General features: G+C 61.9%; 14 protein-coding genes, 2 tRNA genes and 3 rRNA genes. 5 read left to right on the plus strand and 14 right to left on the minus strand.

The genetic code is table 11. The annotated features are described in order from the left end of the window. Positions 1 to 55 precede the first annotated feature (55 nt). Genes sixA through ACUTAF_RS11025 form a run of 3 tightly spaced genes read right to left on the minus strand, consistent with a single transcriptional unit; the run spans position 56 to position 1,891 of the window. Positions 56 to 514, minus strand: coding sequence for a phosphohistidine phosphatase SixA (gene sixA / locus ACUTAF_RS11015; protein WP_445579992.1), 459 nt, complete (start codon positions 512 to 514; stop codon positions 56 to 58). Beyond that, positions 511 to 858 carry a DUF4389 domain-containing protein gene (locus tag ACUTAF_RS11020; RefSeq protein ID WP_445579993.1) on the minus strand — a complete coding sequence of 116 codons (348 nt, stop codon included), beginning with the start codon at positions 856 to 858 and terminating at the stop codon, positions 511 to 513. The genes sixA and ACUTAF_RS11020 overlap by 4 nt, the downstream gene beginning before the upstream one ends. 10 nt (positions 859 to 868) lie before the next feature. Beyond that, positions 869 to 1,891: an NAD(P)H-dependent glycerol-3-phosphate dehydrogenase gene (locus ACUTAF_RS11025; RefSeq protein ID WP_445579994.1), complete on the minus strand. Its 1,023-nt coding sequence runs from the start codon at positions 1,889 to 1,891 to the stop codon at positions 869 to 871. Positions 1,892 to 2,179: 288 nt separating this feature from the next. Here ACUTAF_RS11025 and ACUTAF_RS11030 point away from each other — a divergent pair, with 288 nt between their 5' ends. From ACUTAF_RS11030 to fabB, 3 genes are all read left to right on the plus strand, one after another. Then, complete coding sequence (locus ACUTAF_RS11030; protein WP_445579995.1) at positions 2,180 to 4,069, plus strand: response regulator; 1,890 nt, start codon at positions 2,180 to 2,182, stop codon at positions 4,067 to 4,069. 212 nt (positions 4,070 to 4,281) lie between these two features. Next, positions 4,282 to 4,797, plus strand: a complete 516-nt coding sequence (gene fabA, locus ACUTAF_RS11035; protein WP_445579996.1) for a 3-hydroxyacyl-[acyl-carrier-protein] dehydratase FabA — start codon at positions 4,282 to 4,284, stop codon at positions 4,795 to 4,797. An 11-nt stretch (positions 4,798 to 4,808) separates the two neighbouring features. Next, positions 4,809 to 6,029, plus strand: coding sequence for a beta-ketoacyl-ACP synthase I (gene fabB / locus ACUTAF_RS11040; RefSeq protein WP_445579997.1), 1,221 nt, complete (start codon positions 4,809 to 4,811; stop codon positions 6,027 to 6,029). A gap of 489 nt (positions 6,030 to 6,518) precedes the next feature. On the opposite strand, the gene mddA is transcribed toward fabB, so the two are convergent. From mddA to ACUTAF_RS11070, 6 genes are all read right to left on the minus strand, one after another. Next, the gene (mddA, locus tag ACUTAF_RS11045) at positions 6,519 to 7,280 is read right to left on the minus strand and encodes a methanethiol S-methyltransferase (RefSeq protein ID WP_445579998.1); all 762 of its coding nucleotides are present in this window, start codon (positions 7,278 to 7,280) and stop codon (positions 6,519 to 6,521) included. Positions 7,281 to 7,316: 36 nt separating this feature from the next. Further along, positions 7,317 to 7,592 (minus strand): DUF4242 domain-containing protein, encoded by a 276-nt coding sequence (locus ACUTAF_RS11050; protein WP_445579999.1) that lies wholly within the window; start codon positions 7,590 to 7,592, stop codon positions 7,317 to 7,319. Positions 7,593 to 7,709: 117 nt separating this feature from the next. Then, positions 7,710 to 10,505: a PAS domain S-box protein gene (locus ACUTAF_RS11055; protein ID WP_445580000.1), complete on the minus strand. Its 2,796-nt coding sequence runs from the start codon at positions 10,503 to 10,505 to the stop codon at positions 7,710 to 7,712. A gap of 123 nt (positions 10,506 to 10,628) precedes the next feature. Then, positions 10,629 to 11,333, minus strand: coding sequence for a response regulator (locus ACUTAF_RS11060; protein WP_445580001.1), 705 nt, complete (start codon positions 11,331 to 11,333; stop codon positions 10,629 to 10,631). A gap of 47 nt (positions 11,334 to 11,380) precedes the next feature. Further along, positions 11,381 to 11,845 carry a DUF3859 domain-containing protein gene (locus ACUTAF_RS11065; protein WP_445580002.1) on the minus strand — a complete coding sequence of 155 codons (465 nt, stop codon included), beginning with the start codon at positions 11,843 to 11,845 and terminating at the stop codon, positions 11,381 to 11,383. Between the two features lie 66 nt (positions 11,846 to 11,911). Next, positions 11,912 to 12,934 (minus strand): amidohydrolase family protein, encoded by a 1,023-nt coding sequence (locus ACUTAF_RS11070; protein WP_445580003.1) that lies wholly within the window; start codon positions 12,932 to 12,934, stop codon positions 11,912 to 11,914. Positions 12,935 to 13,070: 136 nt separating this feature from the next. Here ACUTAF_RS11070 and ACUTAF_RS11075 point away from each other — a divergent pair, with 136 nt between their 5' ends. Together ACUTAF_RS11075 and ACUTAF_RS11080 are read left to right on the plus strand one after the other, a co-directional pair. Then, positions 13,071 to 13,472: an OsmC family protein gene (locus tag ACUTAF_RS11075; RefSeq protein WP_445580004.1), complete on the plus strand. Its 402-nt coding sequence runs from the start codon at positions 13,071 to 13,073 to the stop codon at positions 13,470 to 13,472. After that, the gene (locus ACUTAF_RS11080) at positions 13,469 to 14,332 is read left to right on the plus strand and encodes a pirin family protein (protein WP_445580005.1); all 864 of its coding nucleotides are present in this window, start codon (positions 13,469 to 13,471) and stop codon (positions 14,330 to 14,332) included. The genes ACUTAF_RS11075 and ACUTAF_RS11080 overlap by 4 nt, the downstream gene beginning before the upstream one ends. A gap of 250 nt (positions 14,333 to 14,582) precedes the next feature. On the opposite strand, the gene rrf is transcribed toward ACUTAF_RS11080, so the two are convergent. From rrf to ACUTAF_RS11105, 5 genes are all read right to left on the minus strand, one after another. Beyond that, positions 14,583 to 14,698: ribosomal RNA gene (gene rrf, locus ACUTAF_RS11085) — 5S ribosomal RNA — on the minus strand. 156 nt (positions 14,699 to 14,854) lie between these two features. After that, positions 14,855 to 17,746: ribosomal RNA gene (locus ACUTAF_RS11090) — 23S ribosomal RNA — on the minus strand. A gap of 252 nt (positions 17,747 to 17,998) precedes the next feature. Next, a tRNA-Ala gene (locus tag ACUTAF_RS11095) sits at positions 17,999 to 18,074 on the minus strand. Between the two features lie 22 nt (positions 18,075 to 18,096). Beyond that, positions 18,097 to 18,173 (minus strand) — tRNA-Ile (locus tag ACUTAF_RS11100). An 85-nt stretch (positions 18,174 to 18,258) separates the two neighbouring features. Further along, positions 18,259 to 19,795: ribosomal RNA gene (locus ACUTAF_RS11105) — 16S ribosomal RNA — on the minus strand. The 16S, 23S and 5S rRNA genes sit together here with 2 tRNA genes alongside, the layout of an rRNA operon. Positions 19,796 to 19,964 lie beyond the last annotated feature (169 nt).

Below are 19,964 nucleotides of genomic sequence, written 5' to 3' on the forward strand. Positions count from 1 at the left end.
TCCCGGATTTCATCCGGGCCGCACGGCTATCCGGCCACAACCGCATGCCGCTGGATCAATGCGGATGGATCAGCGCCAGCAGCTCCATCAAACCGGCCGCCGGGATATCGCCTTCGAGCTCCGCCAGGCTGGCGGTGCGCATCGGCAACGGCTCCTGACGATGGCCGTGCAGCAAAAGCCCGCCGAGCGCGCCGATCAGTGGCTGGTGGCTGACCAGCAGGATCTCCGAGCCTTCGCGCTCGTCGAGGTACTTGAGCACGTCGCGCGGATCGGTGTCCGGCGTCAGCCAGGCCACGGTGCCCACCGCGCCGGCGAATCCCAGACTCTCGCGCACCAGGGCGGCGGTCTGCTGGGCACGCACGTAGGGACTGGCGAGAATCGCCGTTAGCGGCCGCCCGGCCAGTTGTGCGGCGGCCTGCAGCACCTCCTTGCGGCCATGAGCGGTCAGCTCGCGCGCCGCATCGCTGGCTGCCTGCGGCTCGGCCTGGCCGTGACGCAGCAGCCACAGCCTCACAGCTTCGGCTCCTCGTCGCGCACCGGGTGCGGCGCCGGGGGGATGCTGTGGGCGGCCTCGCCTTCGGGTGCGCGCGAGGTCGGCCAGTCGGCGAACGGCCAGGGCTTCTCGTCGCTGTTGAAGGTACCGAAGCGGCCGATCTGCATCAGGTACTGGCTCAGGCTGTCGCCGAAGCCCAGCAGGCTGGCGTTCGGTGCACCGAAGAACAGGCGATAGCCGAGTTGCAGCAGCACCACGGCGCCGAGCAGCAGCTCGGCCAGTTGCCAGACGATGACGAAGATCACCATCCACAGAATGCGCAGCAGAATCGACTCGCGCTCCAGCTCCTGCTTTTCATCGTTCATCACTTGCTCCTTAGAAACCCGCGGTGGGAATGAAATCGACGTCGGTCTTGGGTTCGCCACGCATCAGCAGCTCGATCACCTGCGTCAGCGTGCGCCCCTCGAACAGGATGGCATGCAGGCCGGCGACCAGCGGCATGTACACTTCGAGCTCCTCGGCACGCGCCTTGAGCACCTTGAGAGTATTGACCCCTTCGGCGACTTCGCCCAGGCGCTGCACCGCCTCGTCCAGGCTGAGGCCCTCGCCGAGGGCGAAGCCGACCTGATAGTTGCGACTCTTCGGCGACGAACAGGTGACAATCAGGTCGCCCACCCCGGCCAGACCGAGGAAAGTCATGGGGTTGGCCCCCAGCTTGACGGCGAAGCGGGTCATCTCCGCCAGGGCACGGGTGATCAGCATGCTTTTGGTGTTCTCGCCCATGCCGAGGGCCGCGGCCATGCCGGACATGATGGCGTAGACGTTCTTCAGCGCGCCGCCCAACTCGACGCCGAAACGGTCGGCGCTGGCATAGACGCGGAAGGTGCGGCCATGCAGGGCCTGCTGCACGCGCAGGCAAAGCTCTTCGTCCTCGCTGGCGATCACCGTGGCGGTCAGCGCGTGCTCGGCCACTTCCTTGGCCAGATTCGGCCCGGACAGCACGCCGATCCGTGCCTCGGGGGCGATCTCCTCGAGAATCTGGCTCATCAGCTTGAAGCTTATGGCCTCGATGCCCTTGGTGGTGCTGATCAGCAGCTTGCCGGCGAGCAGCCCGGCCACCGGCTGCAGCGCATCGCGCAGCGCGCTGGAGGGCAGCGCGACGAATACCAGCTCGCTCCGTTGCAGGACGCCGGCGAGGTCGCAGGTCGGCTCGATGCCCGGATGCAGCTTTACACCCTTGAGGTAGCGCGGGTTTTCGCCGCTCTGGCGCATCTGCTCGGCCTGCTCGGGGTCGCGCATCCACTGCAGGACGCGCTGGCCGTTCTCCGCCAGCAAATTGGCCAGGGCGGTGCCGAAACTGCCGCCGCCGAGGACGGCAATGGGTTGGAGCTCTGTCATAACACTTCCGATTGGGGCCATGCGCGATGGCGGTCTGCAGGCATTATACGGAGCCGAGAGTGACCGGCCAGGGCAAAAGTTCAGGCCGCGGCCGCGCCAGCCGGACAAACGGGACCTAGTGCCGAGTGCTCGCAGCGGGCGCTGGCAAAGTGCTCCGGGTCGGTTAACATGCCGCCTCGAGGTCATTTGCCAAGGACGATCCGTGCCCACAGGCCGCCATCCGCGCCGCCCTGCTCTCCCTGCCCACGCGCACAGGCAGCGCCGCGCACCAACCGGGACCGCCGCACCATGAGCCGGCGCCGCGGCTGGAACATCCACACCCGCACCCAGCTGATCAGCGTCGGCCCGGCCCTGCTGCTGACGCTGCTGCTCACCGGGTTTCTCACCTTCACCCGCCTGCAGGACCTGCGCCAGGAACAGGGGCACGTCGGGCAGCTGGTGGCCAATCAGCTGGCGCCGGCCACCGAGTATGGCGTGCTTCACGACAACCTGAGCGCCCTGGAGAACCTCCTGCGCGCCACCCTCGCCACGCCGGACGTACGCTTCGCCGAGGTGCGCGACCGCGACGACAACATCCTGGTCTACGTCGAGCGCGCCAAGGAACAGGGCCAGAGCACACCGCAGGTGGAGGTGTTCCAGGCGCCGATCCGCCTGCAGCGTCCGCCATCCGGCTCGCTGCCACCCGACAAGGCGTTCGCTGACGGCTATCTGGGGCGGGTGGTGGTGGGCATGTCCAACGACAGCTTCAACGCCCGTCAGCAGGAGATCCTGCTCAAGGCGGGGATTCTCTCGCTGCTCGCCCTGCTGCTGACCTTCCTCCTCGCCCGCCGCCTGGCCCGGCGCCTGGCGCAGCCGCTGAGCGCCATGGGTCACGCCCTGGAACGCCTGCAGGCCGGTGACTACCGGCCGGCGCTGGTAGAACGCGGCAACGACGAGCTGACCGATCTGGCCCGGCATATCAACAATCTGGCGCGAACCCTCGCCCACAGCGCCCGCGAACAGCAGCAGGCGATCGCCGAGCTGGTCCAGGCGCGCGAGGAATCCGAGCAGGCCAACCGCGCCAAGTCCGACTTCCTGGCGATGATGAGCCATGAATTGCGCACCCCGATGAACGGCGTGCTGGGCATGCTGCAACTGCTGGAAACCACCGCGCTGAACGACGAGCAGGCCGAGTACACGGCGCTGGCCACCGAATCCACCGAGCACCTGCTCAAGGTCATCAACGACATCCTCGACTTCTCCCGCATCGAGCGCGGCGCGCTGGAGCTCGAAGCCATCCCCTTCAATCTGCTGGAGCTGCTGCGCGGCTCGGTGCAAGTGTTCCAGCACAGCGCCCAGCAGCGTGGCCTGCAACTGCTGCTGGACAGCCAGCCGGGACTGGAGCAGCTCGAGGTACGCGGCGACCCCACGCGCATCCGGCAGATCCTGGTCAACCTGATCGGCAATGCGCTGAAGTTCACCGAGGAAGGCGGCATCCGCGTGGAAACCCACTGGCAGCCGCTGGACGAACAGGTGCTGTGGTTCACCTGCGCCGTGCACGACAGCGGCATCGGCATCGATGCCGAGCGCCTGGAGCACATGTTCGACGCCTTCCAGCAGGCCGACACATCGATCTCGCGGCGCTACGGCGGCACCGGCCTCGGCCTGCCCATTGCACGCACCCTGGCCGAGCGCATGGGCGGCACCCTGCGCGCCGAAAGCCTGGTCGGCGCGGGCTCGGTGTTCACCCTGGAGATTCCCCTGCCGTTCCGCCAGCAGAGTGCCCGCGAGCAAGCGGCCGAGAGCCAGCCGCTGGGCGGCGGTGACGGCCAGCCCGTGCTGCTGGTGGAGGACAACCCGGTCAACCAGACGGTGATCGAAGCCATGCTGCGCAGCCTGGGCTACCGCGTCAGCCTGGTCGGCGATGGCCTGCAGGCGCTACAGAGCGTGGCCCAGCACGACTATGCGGCGATCCTGATGGATTGCCGCCTGCCGCTGATGGACGGCTACGAAGCCACCCGGCAGATCCGCCAGCAGGCCAGAGGCCAGCACCTGCCGATCATCGCCCTGACCGCCAACGCCCTGCAGGGCGACCGCGAAACCTGCTTGGCTGCAGGCATGAACGACTACCTGGCCAAGCCCTTCAAACGTGCGGATCTGCAGCGCATCCTGCAGCGCTGGCTACCAGCCCGACCATAGACGAGTGGCATCCTCGGGCTGATGGGGTTACAAGGAAAACTGCTGCACCTGTGACAAGGCCGGGGCAGCGGAGTACAACTGTACTCACCGCGCTGTGACTTTCACCACAACGCAACAGTCTATGACTAGGCTGCCGGCAGACGCCCACCAGGCGCGGCCGGCCAGGACGATTCGCCCAGCCTTAGAAGCATGGGGACAATTGAGGAGCTCGCATGACAAGACAAAACGCCTATACCCGGGAAGACCTGCTCGCCTGCAGTCGCGGCGAACTGTTCGGTCCGGGGAACGCGCAACTGCCCGCCCCTAACATGCTGATGATCGACCGCATCGTTCATATCAGCGAAACCGGCGGCAAGCACGGCAAGGGCGAAATCGTCGCTGAGCTCGATATCAATCCGGACCTGTGGTTCTTCGGCTGCCACTTCGAGGGCGACCCGGTGATGCCCGGCTGCCTCGGCCTCGACGCCATGTGGCAACTGGTCGGCTTCTATCTCGGCTGGCAGGGCAATCCCGGCCGCGGCCGTGCCCTGGGCTCGGGCGAGGTGAAGTTCTTCGGTCAGGTACTGCCGACCGCCAAGAAGGTCACCTACAACATCCATATCAAGCGCACCATCAATCGCTCGTTGATCCTCGGCATCGCCGACGGCAACGTCAGCGTCGACGGCCGCGAGATCTACAGCGCCGAAGGCCTGCGCGTCGGCCTGTTCACCTCCACCGACAGTTTCTGAAGGACTTGCACATGCGTCGTGTCGTGATCACCGGTCTGGGCATCGTTTCCTGCCTGGGCACTGACAAAGAAGCCGTTGCCGCCAGCCTGCGCGCCGGCAAGTCGGGCATCCGTTTCAATCCGTCCTATGCCGAGATGGGCCTGCGCAGCCAGGTCTCCGGTTCGGTCGAACTGAACCTGGAAGAGCTGATCGACCGCAAGGTCTACCGCTTCATGGGTGACGCCGCGGCCTTCGCCTACCTGTCCATGGAGCAGGCGATCAAGGACGCCGGGCTGACCGAGGAGCAGGTCTCCAACCCGCGCACCGGCCTGATCGCGGGCAGTGGCGGCGCTTCCACCTTCAATCAGATGGAAGCCCTCGACATCCTGCGCGAGAAAGGCGTCAAGCGCGTCGGCCCGTACCGCGTGCCGCGCACCATGGGCAGCACCGTTTCCGCCTGCCTGGCCACGCCGTTCAAGATCAAGGGCGTGAACTACTCGATCTCTTCGGCCTGCGCCACCAGCGCCCACTGCATCGGCCACGCCATGGAACAGATCCAGATGGGCAAGCAGGACGTGGTCTTCGCCGGCGGTGGCGAAGAGGAACACTGGAGCCAGAGCTTCCTGTTCGACGCCATGGGCGCCCTCTCCACCCAGTACAACGAGACCCCGGACAAGGCCTCGCGCGCCTACGACGCCAAGCGTGACGGCTTCGTCATCGCCGGCGGCGGCGGCATGGTGGTGGTCGAGGAACTGGAGCACGCCCTGGCTCGCGGCGCCAAGATCTACGCCGAGATCGTCGGTTACGGCGCCACCAGCGACGGCTACGACATGGTCGCGCCGAGCGGCGAAGGCGCGGTGCGCTGCATGCAGCAGGCGCTGGCCACCGTCGACACGCCGATCGACTACCTCAACACCCATGGCACCTCCACTCCGGTCGGCGACGTCGCCGAAAGCCGTGCGGTGCGCGAGGTGTTCGGCGACAAGGCGCCGGCCATCAGCTCGACCAAGAGTCTGTCCGGCCACAGCCTGGGCGCCGCCGGCGTGCAGGAAGCCATCTACTGCATGCTGATGATGGAAGGCAACTTCATCGCCGCCTCGGCCAACATCGAGGAGCTCGATGCTGACGTGGCCGACCTGCCGATCCAGCTCAAGACCGTGGAGAACGCCAAGCTCGACACCGTGATGAGCAACAGCTTCGGCTTCGGAGGCACCAACGCCACCCTGGTGCTCAAGCGCTGGACCGGCAAGTGACAGCCGCGCTGCGCTGAGCAGAAGCGCCCTCCGGGCACATCCGGCTCACCCCAAACGCCCCGACTGGTTCGGGGCGTTTGCGTTTGGCGTCTCCGGTTTCGCCCGATCGACAGATGACCAGGTGGCACGCATCTCAGGCGGGTCAGCGAATGATCCTGGCTGGACGACGTGCACAGCCTGGCCATCGGAGACAACCGCGGCATCCTGGCCAATGCGCTCGACCACCTGCAGTTCTAGGGCTTGAGCGTCGATTGAGCGGGCGCTGCTGGCGCTGGTGGTGGAGCTCTAAGCAGTCATCGAGCGCCTCTCCCTGGGCCTTGATCCACTGTCGCAACAGGCCAAGGGCATGGGCAGCGCCGCGCAACTGATCGCGCTGTCGAGGATCGCCCTGACCTGGGCGCTGACCCTGTCCGCTCGGCGCGGCGACCAAACTTTCGCGCATCATGCAAAGGCGCCCGCGGGGGCGCCCTCGGCTGACGGACGGCTCGTTCAGGCCGCCTCTTCCAGCTCCTGCGCCTTGCGTTTGCCTCGCAGACGCGGCAGCAACATCGGCACCTGCTGGCGGTAACCGCGGTACTCCGGATGCGCCCGCATCAGGTCGTGCTCCTCGAAGACGATGGCCAGCAGGATGTAGGCGCTGGTGGCCAGGGCGAACAACAGGTGGGTCGCGCTCATCTCAGGCGTACACCAGAAGGCGAAGAACCAACCCAGGTAGAGCGGATGGCGCACCAGCTTGTAGGCACCCGGGGTCTTGAACGGCAGCGCGGTGTAGGGCCGGCCGAGCAGTTGCAGCCACACCTGACGCAGGCCGAACAGGTCGAAGTGGTTGATCAGGAAGGTGCTGTACAGTACCAACGCCCAGCCGAAGCCGAAGCCGGCGTTGAGCAGCAGGCGCCCGCTGCGATTCTCGATCCCCCAGACCATCCCACCCAGGGGCTGCCAGAAATGGAACAGGGCGATCAGCGCCAGGCTGGAGAACAGCACGTAGGTACTGCGCTCGGCTGCGGCGGGGATGATCCTTGTCCATAACGCCTTGAAGGCCGGTCGCGCCATCACGCTGTGCTGGACCGCGAACACCGTGAGCAGCAGCACGTCGATCACCAGAGCGTTGGCGAAGGGCAACAGCGGTTCGCCATCGATGGTACGCGGCACCAGCGGCAGGTTGCCGACGAAGGCCATGGCATAGAGAAAGGTGGCGAAGAACACGGCGTAGCTGGCTAGGCCGTAGAGGAAGATTGCAAGGCGTTTCATGACGTATCCTCAATGCGCACGGGGCGCAACTCTGGTTCAGGCGGCGGCGTGGCTGGCATCGAGCACGCAGCTCACCTCGCTGATGCTGTCGGCGGGAAAACCGCTGATCTGGGCATGACGACGGATCAGCTCCGGATCCTGTGCCAGATAGACGCAGAACAGCTTGTCGGCGGTGATATAGGAGTGCAGCCATTGGATATCACCGCCCAGGCCCTTGAGCACCTGATGCGAATGACGCGCGGCACGTCCCAGCTCGGCCGGGTTCATCTGCCCGGCATTGGGAATATGGCGCTCGATTAAATAGCGTTTCATCGGAAGCATGCCTCGTTGTGATTGAGCCGCAGGATCGTTCCTGAGCCCCGAGGCCAGCTTGCCGCGCGCGTGTATCGGCACGATGGCACCATGCTGCGACTTTGTATGCCTTGCGTATCAGCGCGGCTGCGAGTGTAGCTGGGCGCTCAGCCAGGCATGCAGGCGAGCCTGATCCAGCGGTTTGTGCAGCAGCACGCGCACGCCCTGGGCGAGCACCTCGGCTTCCTCCAGCCGATCGCTAAAGCCGGTATAGAGCGCGATCGGCAGATCGGCGCGGCCGGCCAGCAGGCGCCGGGCCAGTTGCAGGCCGGCCAGACGCGGCATGCATTGATCGAGGATCACCACATCCCAGGCATAGGGGTCGGCCAGCAGTTCCGCGCTGGCCTGTTCGGCATCGCACCACAGGCGCGTGGAAAGCCCCCAGGCGGCCAGCCGTTCGCAGACGAACTCACCGACCAGCGGCTCGTCATCGACCACCGCCACGCGCCCGTGCAGCGGCGACCAGACGCGCAGGGTGGACGCCGGTGCCCCCTCTCCCGCCGCGGCGCCGGCCTCGCCCTGCGGCGGCAGGCAGATCTCGAAGCTGCTGCCGCGGCCCTGACGGCTGTGCACACGGATATGCCCGCCATATTCGTGAACGATGCCGTGGGCCATGGACAGGCCCATGCCGCTGCCTTGTCCCGGTGCCTTGGTGCTGAAAAAGGGTTCGAACATGCGCAGCTGCACCGCTTCGGCGATGCCCGGCCCGGAGTCCGTGACCCGCAGCACTAGGTAGTCGCCGGCAAACGCCTGCTGACAGGACGCGCACACGCCTTGCGGCTGCAGGCCGCCCTGCAGCTCGATGCGCAGCTGGCCGCTGCCGCCCATGGCGTCGCGGGCATTGATGCACAGGTTCATCAGCACCTGCTCCAGTTGCAGCGGGTCGACTCGCGCCGGCGGCAACGCAGGGGCTAGTTGCAGGTCGATCTCGATGCTACTCGGCAGGGTTGACTGCAGCAGCTGGCGGAACTCGTCGATCAGCTTGTCCAGCGCCACCGACTGCGCCTGGCCACGCCCGCCGCGGCTGAAGGTGAGCATTTGCTGGATCAGGTCGCGCGCCTTCTCCGCCGAATGCTGGACCCGCGTCAGGTAGTGACTGAGGCGCTCGTCGCCCTGGCGCTCGGCCAGCTCCTCGGCCATCACCGTATAACCGAGCATGCTGGTCAGCAGGTTGTTGAAATCATGGGCGATGCCACCGGTCAGATGGCCGATCGCCTCCATGCGCTGGGCCCGGCGCAGTTGCTGCTCCAGATCGGCGCGCTGCCGCTCGGCCTGGCGACGTTCGGTGATGTCACGCAGAAAGCCGATGAAATGCAGGCCGTCCGCGCCCTGCACCACGGAAATCGCCAGCTCGGCGGGAAACTCCTCGCCATTGGCACGCATCGCCTCGACCTCGACGCGGCGTCCCAGGTAGTCGCCCTCGCCAGTCGCCAGGTAGCGCCGAAAGCCTGCGAGGTGGGCGCGCCGATGACGCGGTGGAACGATCAGCTCGATCAGTTCGCGGCCCAGCGCCTGCTCGCGGCAATAGCCGAAGCACTGCTCAGCGGCCGGATTGAAGGTGGTGACCCGCCCCCGGGCATCCATGCCGATGATGCAGTCCAGGGCACTGGCCACTATGGTGCGGTACTGCTGTTCGCTGGCGCGCAGGGCGCTCTCGGCCTCCTTGCGCTGGCTGATCTCGCGGGTGAACGCGAGGATGCGCTCGACCCCGCCGATATTGGCCCGCTTCAAGCACACCTCGTCCCAGTGCAGGCTGCCGTCGCGGTTGCGCCGGCGCCATTCGAAACGCTGTGGTCCCTCATCGCGCGCCAATGCCAGCCAGCGCATGGCGTCTGCGCCGGTATAGGGTGGATAACCGGCGCTGAACGCCTCGATCGGCAGCCTGAGCATCTGCTCATGGCTGTAGCCATAGACGGCGCAGGCGCGCGGGTTGATGTCCAGCAGCGTGCCGCTGTCCAGTTCGTGGACGAAGATGGCGTCTTCCGAGGCCTCGAAGATCGCCCGGTAGCTGGCTTCGGCATCCAGCCGCTGCAGCTCGGCAGCGGCGCGCACCGAAAAGATCCGCAGCACCGACTCGACCCGGCTGCGCTCGGGCAATGCATGGCGATGGCCGACGGCGATCAGCCCCAGCGGCCGACCGTCGCTGGCGAACAGCGGGTAGCCGGCGTAGCTGTCGAGCCCCAGGTGGCTGAGACTGTCGTCGCCCGGGTAGCAGCGCGCCAAATCGCACTCGACCAGGTGGAAGCTCTGGCCGAACACCTCTGCGCAGGGCGTTCCGGCGATGCCGTAGGTCAGATTGGGTAGCAGCCGGCCGTCGAAGTACAGTGCCAGGGTACTCAGGCGCTGGCCGTCCGGATCGCAAACCCGGCTGACGAAGGCGAAATCGGCTTGCAGCGAGCGCGCCAGATAGCGGGCGATGGCCTCGAACACCTCCTCGCCGGTGGCCGCCGAGACGCCGAGCGCGACATGCCGCAGGGCTTCCTCGACCCGCTTGCGTTCGCTGATGTCGGTGGAGATACCGCACACCGCGATGACTCGGTGGCGTTCGTCGAACAGCGGAAACTTGCTCGACAGGTAGACCCAGCTGCGCCCCTGCAGCAACAACTGCTCCTCGAACTCAATGGAGTGGCCGAGGCTGGCTACGCTGAGATCGTTGTTGCGCAGGGCGTCGGCCACCTGCTGAGGAAACAGTTCATGATCGTTATGCCCCAGCACCTGCTCGGCGCTGAGCTGAAAGAACCGCTCGAAGGCCGGATTGACCAGGCGGTAGCGGCCGTCGAGGTCCTTGATGTAGATGACCGCATTACTATTATCGACGATCTGGCGCAGCGGGTGGTCGAGATCGCCGGTGATCAGGGTCGGGAGCGCGTGCATAGCGGGCCTCCGCGCGGGGACTATGGCGCCAGTATAGAAAGGCAGGCGGCGCCCCTGGCCGCCGACAACCGCAGTGAAACAATTGAAACGTTGGGGCAACCACTCCGCACGGCGGGAAACCGCTCAGCGGGTCACCAGCATATAGCCGACGCCGCGCAGGGTACGGATGATCTGCGGCTTCTCCGGATCATCCTCGAGCTTGCGGCGCAGGCGGGCGATGCGGATATCGACGGAACGATCGAAAGGATTCCAGTCACGGTTCTGCGTCAGGTTGAGCAACTGGTCGCGCGACAGCGGTCGGTTGGGGCGCTGCGCAAAGGCCTGCAGCAGGTCGAACTCCATGGCGGTCAGTTCGATCTCTGCCCCTTGCTCGTCTAGCAGTAGGCGGCGCTGTAGATCGAGGCGGAAACGGCCAAGACGCACGCCCTCGCTCGCTGGTACCCCCTCACCGCCGCTGCGCCGGTAACGCCGCAGCACGGTCTTGACCCGTGCCAGCAGTTCGCGCGGATCGAAGGGCTTGGCCAGGTAATCGTCTGCGCCCACTTCCAGGCCGACGATGCGATCCACCGGACTGCCGGCGCCGGAGATCATAATCACCGGCAGATCGTGGTGCTCGCGCAGAAAGCGCGCCAGGCTCAGGCCGTCCTCGCCGGGCAGGCCGACATCGAGCAGGATCAGATCCGGAAGACCGTCCTGCAAGGCCTGACGCAGCGCCGTGCTGTCGGCGCAAGCGGATACCGCGTAGCCATGGTTGCCCAGGTAGTCCAGCAGTAGCTGCCGTACCTCGGCGTCGTCGTCCACTACCAGTACCCGCTGCCCGTCCGCCATCGCCCTGCCCCATGCCGATCCTTTCACAGCATAGGCCGGACGGCGGGTTAGCGTACCTGAAAGCGCTGTTCGGCCAGCTTGCGGTCGCCCTGGAACACCATGAAGTGCCATTCGCCTGGCACCACCTCATGATGCTCGCTGAACTCGAAGGCCATTACGTCCTGCGCAGCGCCGACCACCAGCTTCTGCTGCACCTCGAACTTGTCGTGGCGCCGACCGTCCGGAGTGACCACACCCGGGGTGAAGTAGAGCAGGGTCAGCGGAGTATCGCCCTCGTGCTTGCCGGCCAAGCTGTAGCGCAATCCGAACTTGGTGCCGAGCCTGGCGGGTATCTCGTTGGTACGCAGGATGTCCTGATCGCTGCGGGTCAGCACCCGCTCGCCGGCCTCGAAATTCTGGTGCTGGCTGGTGAAAACGCCGTACTCCACCGGCCCCTCCACTCGGACCTCTGCCTGGGCCAGGCCGGCGGAAGCGACAAAACCGGCCATCAGGGCCATTCGAATATGCTGCATGACGCGCTCCTTGTTGAGATCTGCGCGAGCCTATGACACCCGAATGACAAACCAATGACAGGCGCGCTACTCGCTCAGTTCGCTCCGCACCTTGCGCGGCAGCACCGCGAGGAAATTGTCCCGCGCAACCTGGCGCGCGACCTCCTCGGGCAGAGCATCAAGGAAGGCATCGAATCCCTTCATATATTCGCCCAGGCTATCGAAGCGCCCGACCACATCGGAGCCCAGCATGAAGCGCGCCGGGTAGCTGCTGATCAGATGAACCCAGTCCGAGTCGGCTTTGCCTTCGGCGTCCAATAGGTAGGGACGCAGCATGGTCCAGGACAGATCGATATAGAGGTTGGGATATTCGCCAAGCATGCGCTCCAGCGTGGGCAGGAGAAAATCCAGTTTCTCCTGATGGCGATGGATTTCCATGCTGGTGCCGGCATGGGCCCAGATGAAGCGCACGTGCGGGTGATTGCGCAACGGCGTCTCGATTTCCGGCAGATACAGCGGATTGCGCTCGCGCTTGGAGGTGATGTTGGAATGCAGCATCACCGGCAAATCGTACTCGGCTGCCAGGTGGAAGACCCGCGCCAAGGCCTCGTTGTCAGCCCGTGGGGCTTTGCCGTGGATAAGCGCGGTGAGGTCGTCGTGGCGAGTGAATATCTCGCCGATGCCCTGCCACAGACCGGGATCGAGCTCGAGCATGCGGCGAATATGGGCATCGGCATTCTTGTCGTTGGGATTGAAGCCGGAGAGAAAGGGGTGGAAACGCTCGCGCTGCTCGGCCGGCAAAGCTTTGTAGGCGGCCGCGACAAAGACGTCGGTGGCGCTGTACCAATAGGCGTTGGCGTCGTCGCCGGCGTAATAGCGCGGACGCTTGGGCTCGTCCTCGTCCCACTTCTTCGCCACCGGAATGCCGGACAGCATTACATGCTCGATGCCGTTGGCCGCCATCTGCTCCAGTAGCTGGTCCATGCCGGCGCTTTCCTGGAAGAAATCGACATAGTGCAGATGCGCGTCGCTGTAGTGGTACTCACGCGCCTGGACAGCACAGCCGAGCAGGCCGGCCAGCGCCAAGACGAGGAAACGGGAGATGGGCAAGGCAAGTCCTCCTGACGGCTTCGAGCAGGATAGACACCAGCCCTGCGCCGAGAGTTCGACCGCGAAGTCGAGCCCACTGGTCTGATCGGCTGGAGCTGGGCTAGGCTGGCGTATCGAAACCGGCCAGGAGCCAGCCATGATCCGCATCCATAACGACAAGGGCCTGTTGCAACAGATCGAGATCGGGCCACATAGGCTCAACGCCGACGTATCGCCGGAACTCGGCGGTGAAGGTGCCGGGCCGGAGCCTCACGATTTGTTCGACGCCGCCCTGGGCGCCTGCAAGGCCCTGACACTGGCTCTCTACGCCAGGCAGAAGGGGCTGCCGCTAGAGGGCCTGGAGGTGAAGGTCAGTCGTGACGACAGCGAGGAGCGCCAAGGCCGCTATCGCCTGGCGGTGGAACTGACCCTACACGGCGCGCTGGAACAAGCCCAACGCCAACAGCTGTTGCGCATCGCCGACAAGTGCCCGATCCACAAGCTGATGACCAGCACAGAAGTATTGGTCGAGACCCGTCTGACAGGAGACGAGAAATGAGCAGTCTATTGCTGATTCAACCGCGTGCGGAGGATATTTCCGGTCAGCCTATCCTGCGTCCACTGCCCTCGGCGCAATGCCGCAGCGTGGGCCCCTTCGTCTTCTTCGATCATATGCTGGAGCAGAGCTACCCCGCCGGAAGCGGAATGGACATCGCCCAACATCCGCATATTGGCTTGTCGACCCTCACCTATCTGTTCGAAGGCCAGTTGCAGCACAAGGACAGTCTGGGCTCCGATCAGTTGGTCGAACCCGGCGACGTCAGCTGGATGACTGCCGGCAGCGGTGTTGCCCACGTCGAACGCACCCCACCGCCTCAACTCGATCTCGCTAAGCGCCTGCATGGCCTGCAGGTATGGTTGGCCTTGCCCGTGGCCGAGGAGAACTGCGAGCCGGCGTACAGCCACCATCCCTCAGCCACACTGCCGCGTAGCGACAGTCTGGGGGTGGGGATATGTCTGATCGCCGGCAGCGGTTTCTGCCTACAATCACCGGTTCCGGTACGCTCGCCTACGATCTACGCCGAACTCAAGCTTGCTGCCGGAGCCAGCCTCGCGATCCCAGCCGAACACCGCGAACGAGCCTTGTACCTGATCGACGGCGAAGCAGATCTGGACGGCACGGCCCTTCCCCGCCACACCCTGGCTGTACTACCTGAAGGGGCAACCCTGACGTTGAGTGCCTGCAGCGAAAGCCACCTGGCCCTGCTGGGCGGCGAACCTCTCGGACCGCGACGGATGAATTGGAACTTCGTTGCCAGCGATCCGGCGCTGATCGATCAGGCGCGCCAACGCTGGGCAGCGGGCGACTGGCCCAAGGTGGCCGGAGAAACCACTCGCATCGAACTCCCCCGCCCCTAAAGTGCGCTGCGTGCCCCGACTGCTGGCTGCGCCTGCCCTGCCCACCTGATATTTCGCGAGCGCAAAGAACAAACCCCGGCCTCTTGCTGCGACCGGGGTTACGCATTGAAGTTTGATGCATGGTCAGACTGGCGCCCCGGTGACTTGCATCCCGGTGGCCTGCGCTTCGGGACACTCACCACCGAGCGGGTTTTCTTCGCGCAAAAGAGAACGCCCTGATCAGAGACCTGATCAGGGCGTTCGTATAGGAGCTTGACGATGACCTACTCTCACATGGTGAAGCACCACACTACCATCGGCGATGCGTCGTTTCACTTCTGAGTTCGGGATGGGATCAGGTGGTTCCAACGCTCTATGGTCGTCAAGCAATTTGTTGCTGTCTCGGGGTTAACCGCTACAGCGAATTGGGTATGTGACAGTCGTTTGGCATAGGCCGCAGGCCTGTAGCTCTCGCAAATTTTCGGTTTGTCGACTTCACCATCGACACCCTCTGCTGTCAGCAGCAGATTGTTTGGGTGTTATATGGTCAAGCCTCACGGGCAATTAGTACAGGTTAGCTCAACGCCTCACAGCGCTTACACACCCTGCCTATCAACGTCGTAGTCTTCGACGGCCCTTCAGGGAGCTCAAGGCTCCAGTGAGATCTCATCTTGAGGCAAGTTTCCCGCTTAGATGCTTTCAGCGGTTATCTTTTCCGAACATAGCTACCCGGCAGTGCCACTGGCGTGACAACCGGAACACCAGAGGTTCGTCCAACCCGGTCCTCTCGTACTAAGGTCAGCCCCTCTCAAATCTCAAACGTCCACGGCAGATAGGGACCGAACTGTCTCACGACGTTCTAAACCCAGCTCGCGTACCACTTTAAATGGCGAACAGCCATACCCTTGGGACCGGCTTCAGCCCCAGGATGTGATGAGCCGACATCGAGGTGCCAAACACCGCCGTCGATATGAACTCTTGGGCGGTATCAGCCTGTTATCCCCGGAGTACCTTTTATCCGTTGAGCGATGGCCCTTCCATACAGAACCACCGGATCACTAAGACCTACTTTCGTACCTGCTCGACGTGTCTGTCTCGCAGTCAAGCGCGCTTTTGCCTTTATACTCTACGACCGATTTCCGACCGGTCTGAGCGCACCTTCGTACTCCTCCGTTACTCTTTGGGAGGAGACCGCCCCAGTCAAACTACCCACCATACACTGTCCTCGATCCGGATAACGGACCAGAGTTAGAACCTCAAGGTTGCCAGGGTGGTATTTCAAGGATGGCTCCATGAGAACTGGCGTCCCCACTTCAAAGCCTCCCACCTATCCTACACAAGCAAGCTCAAAGTCCAGTGCAAAGCTATAGTAAAGGTTCACGGGGTCTTTCCGTCTAGCCGCGGATACACTGCATCTTCACAGCGATTTCAATTTCACTGAGTCTCGGGTGGAGACAGCGCCGCCATCGTTACGCCATTCGTGCAGGTCGGAACTTACCCGACAAGGAATTTCGCTACCTTAGGACCGTTATAGTTACGGCCGCCGTTTACCGGGGCTTCGATCAAGAGCTTCGCTTGCGCTAACCCCATCAATTAACCTTCCGGCACCGGGCAGGCGTCACACCCTATACGTCCACTTTCGTGTTTGCAGAGTGCTGTGTTTTTAATAAACAGTCGCAGCGGCCTGGTATCTTCGACCGGCATGGGCTTACGTAGTAAATACTTCACCCTCACCGGCGCACCTTCTCCCGAAGTTACGGTGCCATTTTGCCTAGTTCCTTCACCCGAGTTCTCTCAAGCGCCTTGGTATTCTCTACCTAACCACCTGTGTCGGTTTGGGGTACGGTTCCTAGTTACCTGAAGCTTAGAAGCTTTTCCTGGAAGCATGGCATCAACCACTTCGCATTCTAAAAGAACGCTCGTCATCAGCTCTCGGCCTTGATCTCCCGGATTTACCTAAGAAATCAGCCTACCACCTTAAACACGGACAACCAACGCCGTGCTGGCCTAGCCTTCTCCGTCCCTCCATCGCAGTAACTAGAAGTACGGGAATATTAACCCGTTTCCCATCGACTACGCATTTCTGCCTCGCCTTAGGGGCCGACTAACCCTGCGTCGATTAACGTTGCGCAGGAAACCTTGGTCTTTCGGCGTGCGAGTTTTTCACTCGCATTGTCGTTACTCATGTCAGCATTCGCACTTCTGATACCTCCAGCAAGCTTCTCAACTCACCTTCACAGGCTTACAGAACGCTCCTCTACCGCTCATCCTAAGATGAACCCGTAGCTTCGGTGTATGGTTTGAGCCCCGTTACATCTTCCGCGCAGGCCGACTCGACTAGTGAGCTATTACGCTTTCTTTAAAGGGTGGCTGCTTCTAAGCCAACCTCCTAGCTGTCTAAGCCTTCCCACATCGTTTCCCACTTAACCATAACTTTGGGACCTTAGCTGACGGTCTGGGTTGTTTCCCTTTTCACGACGGACGTTAGCACCCGCCGTGTGTCTCCCGTGCTGACACTTGCTGGTATTCGGAGTTTGCATCGGTTTGGTAAGTCGGGATGACCCCCTAGCCGAAACAGTGCTCTACCCCCAGCAGTGATACACGAGGCGCTACCTAAATAGCTTTCGAGGAGAACCAGCTATCTCCGAGCTTGATTAGCCTTTCACTCCGATCCACAGGTCATCCGCTAACTTTTCAACGGTAGTCGGTTCGGTCCTCCAGTCAGTGTTACCTAACCTTCAACCTGCCCATGGATAGATCGCCCGGTTTCGGGTCTATACCCAGCGACTAAAGCGCCCTATTAAGACTCGCTTTCGCTACGCCTCCCCTATTCGGTTAAGCTCGCCACTGAATATAAGTCGCTGACCCATTATACAAAAGGTACGCAGTCACCCAACAAAGTGGGCTCCCACTGCTTGTACGCATACGGTTTCAGGTTCTATTTCACTCCCCTCTCCGGGGTTCTTTTCGCCTTTCCCTCACGGTACTGGTTCACTATCGGTCAGTCAGTAGTATTTAGCCTTGGAGGATGGTCCCCCCATGTTCAGACAAGGTTTCTCGTGCCCCGTCCTACTCGATTTCATTGATAAGAGCGTTTCGTGTACGGGGCTATCACCCACTACGGCGGCACTTTCCAGAGCCTTCCACTACACTCAAATCAACTTAAGGGCTAGTCCCCGTTCGCTCGCCACTACTTAGGGAATCTCGGTTGATTTCTTTTCCTCAGGGTACTTAGATGTTTCAGTTCCCCTGGTTCGCCTCTTGCACCTATGGATTCAGTACAAGATACCCAGCTTATGCTGGGTGGGTTCCCCCATTCAGAGATCTCTGGATCACAGTCTGTTTGCCGACTCCCCAAAGCTTTTCGCAGGCTACCACGTCTTTCATCGCCTCTGACTGCCAAGGCATCCACCGTATGCGCTTCTTCACTTGACCATATAACCCCAAGCAATCTGGTTACGATCTCAATCGTGAAGACGACATTCGCCGAAAATTTGCGTCTTGAGAACTACAAATTTTGCCTTGATTAACAACGTGCAGTGAAACACGCTGTTAGTCACTTCTATCACATACCCAAATTTTTAAAGAACGATTTGTACCGGTCAAAAGACCAGAAATCAGCACTCACCAGGAACCCCTGAAGCGCTCATTTCTGAACTCTTTAACTGCTACCGCAACGCGCGAGAGTGGTGGAGCCAAGCGGGATCGAACCGCTGACCTCCTGCGTGCAAAGCAGGCGCTCTCCCAGCTGAGCTATGGCCCCGTAATCTTCTGCACCAAGCAATTGGTAGGTCTGGGCAGATTTGAACTGCCGACCTCACCCTTATCAGGGGTGCGCTCTAACCAACTGAGCTACAGACCTATAACAGGGTCGCGTTACAGCATCGTCTTCTACAGTGAATCAAGCAATTCGTGTGGGAACTTATGAGAAAGCCGGTGTCTTCGATTAAGGAGGTGATCCAGCCGCAGGTTCCCCTACGGCTACCTTGTTACGACTTCACCCCAGTCATGAATCACTCCGTGGTAACCGTCCCCCTTGCGGTTAGACTAGCTACTTCTGGAGCAACCCACTCCCATGGTGTGACGGGCGGTGTGTACAAGGCCCGGGAACGTATTCACCGTGACATTCTGATTCACGATTACTAGCGATTCCGACTTCACGCAGTCGAGTTGCAGACTGCGATCCGGACTACGATCGGTTTTATGGGATTAGCTCCACCTCGCGGCTTGGCAACCCTTTGTACCGACCATTGTAGCACGTGTGTAGCCCTGGCCGTAAGGGCCATGATGACTTGACGTCATCCCCACCTTCCTCCGGTTTGTCACCGGCAGTCTCCTTAGAGTGCCCACCATAACGTGCTGGTAACTAAGGACAAGGGTTGCGCTCGTTACGGGACTTAACCCAACATCTCACGACACGAGCTGACGACAGCCATGCAGCACCTGTGTCTGAGTTCCCGAAGGCACCAATCCATCTCTGGAAAGTTCTCAGCATGTCAAGGCCAGGTAAGGTTCTTCGCGTTGCTTCGAATTAAACCACATGCTCCACCGCTTGTGCGGGCCCCCGTCAATTCATTTGAGTTTTAACCTTGCGGCCGTACTCCCCAGGCGGTCAACTTAATGCGTTAGCTGCGCCACTAAAATCTCAAGGATTCCAACGGCTAGTTGACATCGTTTACGGCGTGGACTACCAGGGTATCTAATCCTGTTTGCTCCCCACGCTTTCGCACCTCAGTGTCAGTATCAGTCCAGGTGGTCGCCTTCGCCACTGGTGTTCCTTCCTATATCTACGCATTTCACCGCTACACAGGAAATTCCACCACCCTCTACCGTACTCTAGCTCGCCAGTTTTGGATGCAGTTCCCAGGTTGAGCCCGGGGCTTTCACATCCAACTTAACGAACCACCTACGCGCGCTTTACGCCCAGTAATTCCGATTAACGCTTGCACCCTTCGTATTACCGCGGCTGCTGGCACGAAGTTAGCCGGTGCTTATTCTGTCGGTAACGTCAAAATACTCACGTATTAGGTGAATACCCTTCCTCCCAACTTAAAGTGCTTTACAATCCGAAGACCTTCTTCACACACGCGGCATGGCTGGATCAGGCTTTCGCCCATTGTCCAATATTCCCCACTGCTGCCTCCCGTAGGAGTCTGGACCGTGTCTCAGTTCCAGTGTGACTGATCATCCTCTCAGACCAGTTACGGATCGTCGCCTTGGTGAGCCTTTACCTCACCAACTAGCTAATCCGACCTAGGCTCATCTGATAGCGCGAGGTCCGAAGATCCCCCGCTTTCTCCCGTAGGACGTATGCGGTATTAGCGTTCCTTTCGGAACGTTATCCCCCACTACCAGGCAGATTCCTAGGCATTACTCACCCGTCCGCCGCTGAATCAAGGAGCAAGCTCCTCTCATCCGCTCGACTTGCATGTGTTAGGCCTGCCGCCAGCGTTCAATCTGAGCCATGATCAAACTCTTCAGTTCAATACTGCTTGGGTTTTGAGAAAACCCTAAACTTGGCTCAGCAATCGCAAAAAACTCTCGAATTCACGAGTGTTACTTGTGATGCTGATAATCTGTCGACCACCAGTCTTACCTCACAAGCACCCACACGAATTGCTTGATTCAGTTGTTAAAGAACAGTTGGTTAAGA

This window comes from Pseudomonas sp. SP16.1 (assembly GCF_052682975.1).

What these genes read in the sequence shown, in the direction of transcription:
- ACUTAF_RS11020 (WP_445579993.1), bottom strand. Translation starts at nt 858, where the DNA reads ATGAACGATGAAAAGCAGGAGCTGGAGCGCGAGTCGATTCTGCTGCGC.
- ACUTAF_RS11025 (WP_445579994.1), bottom strand. Translation starts at nt 1,891, where the DNA reads ATGACAGAGCTCCAACCCATTGCCGTCCTCGGCGGCGGCAGTTTCGGC.
- ACUTAF_RS11030 (WP_445579995.1), top strand. Translation starts at nt 2,180, where the DNA reads ATGAGCCGGCGCCGCGGCTGGAACATCCACACCCGCACCCAGCTGATC.
- fabA (WP_445579996.1), top strand. Translation starts at nt 4,282, where the DNA reads ATGACAAGACAAAACGCCTATACCCGGGAAGACCTGCTCGCCTGCAGT.
- fabB (WP_445579997.1), top strand. Translation starts at nt 4,809, where the DNA reads ATGCGTCGTGTCGTGATCACCGGTCTGGGCATCGTTTCCTGCCTGGGC.
- mddA (WP_445579998.1), bottom strand. Translation starts at nt 7,280, where the DNA reads ATGAAACGCCTTGCAATCTTCCTCTACGGCCTAGCCAGCTACGCCGTG.
- ACUTAF_RS11050 (WP_445579999.1), bottom strand. Translation starts at nt 7,592, where the DNA reads ATGAAACGCTATTTAATCGAGCGCCATATTCCCAATGCCGGGCAGATG.
- ACUTAF_RS11055 (WP_445580000.1), bottom strand. Translation starts at nt 10,505, where the DNA reads ATGCACGCGCTCCCGACCCTGATCACCGGCGATCTCGACCACCCGCTG.
- ACUTAF_RS11060 (WP_445580001.1), bottom strand. Translation starts at nt 11,333, where the DNA reads ATGGCGGACGGGCAGCGGGTACTGGTAGTGGACGACGACGCCGAGGTA.
- ACUTAF_RS11065 (WP_445580002.1), bottom strand. Translation starts at nt 11,845, where the DNA reads ATGCAGCATATTCGAATGGCCCTGATGGCCGGTTTTGTCGCTTCCGCC.
- ACUTAF_RS11075 (WP_445580004.1), top strand. Translation starts at nt 13,071, where the DNA reads ATGATCCGCATCCATAACGACAAGGGCCTGTTGCAACAGATCGAGATC.
- ACUTAF_RS11080 (WP_445580005.1), top strand. Translation starts at nt 13,469, where the DNA reads ATGAGCAGTCTATTGCTGATTCAACCGCGTGCGGAGGATATTTCCGGT.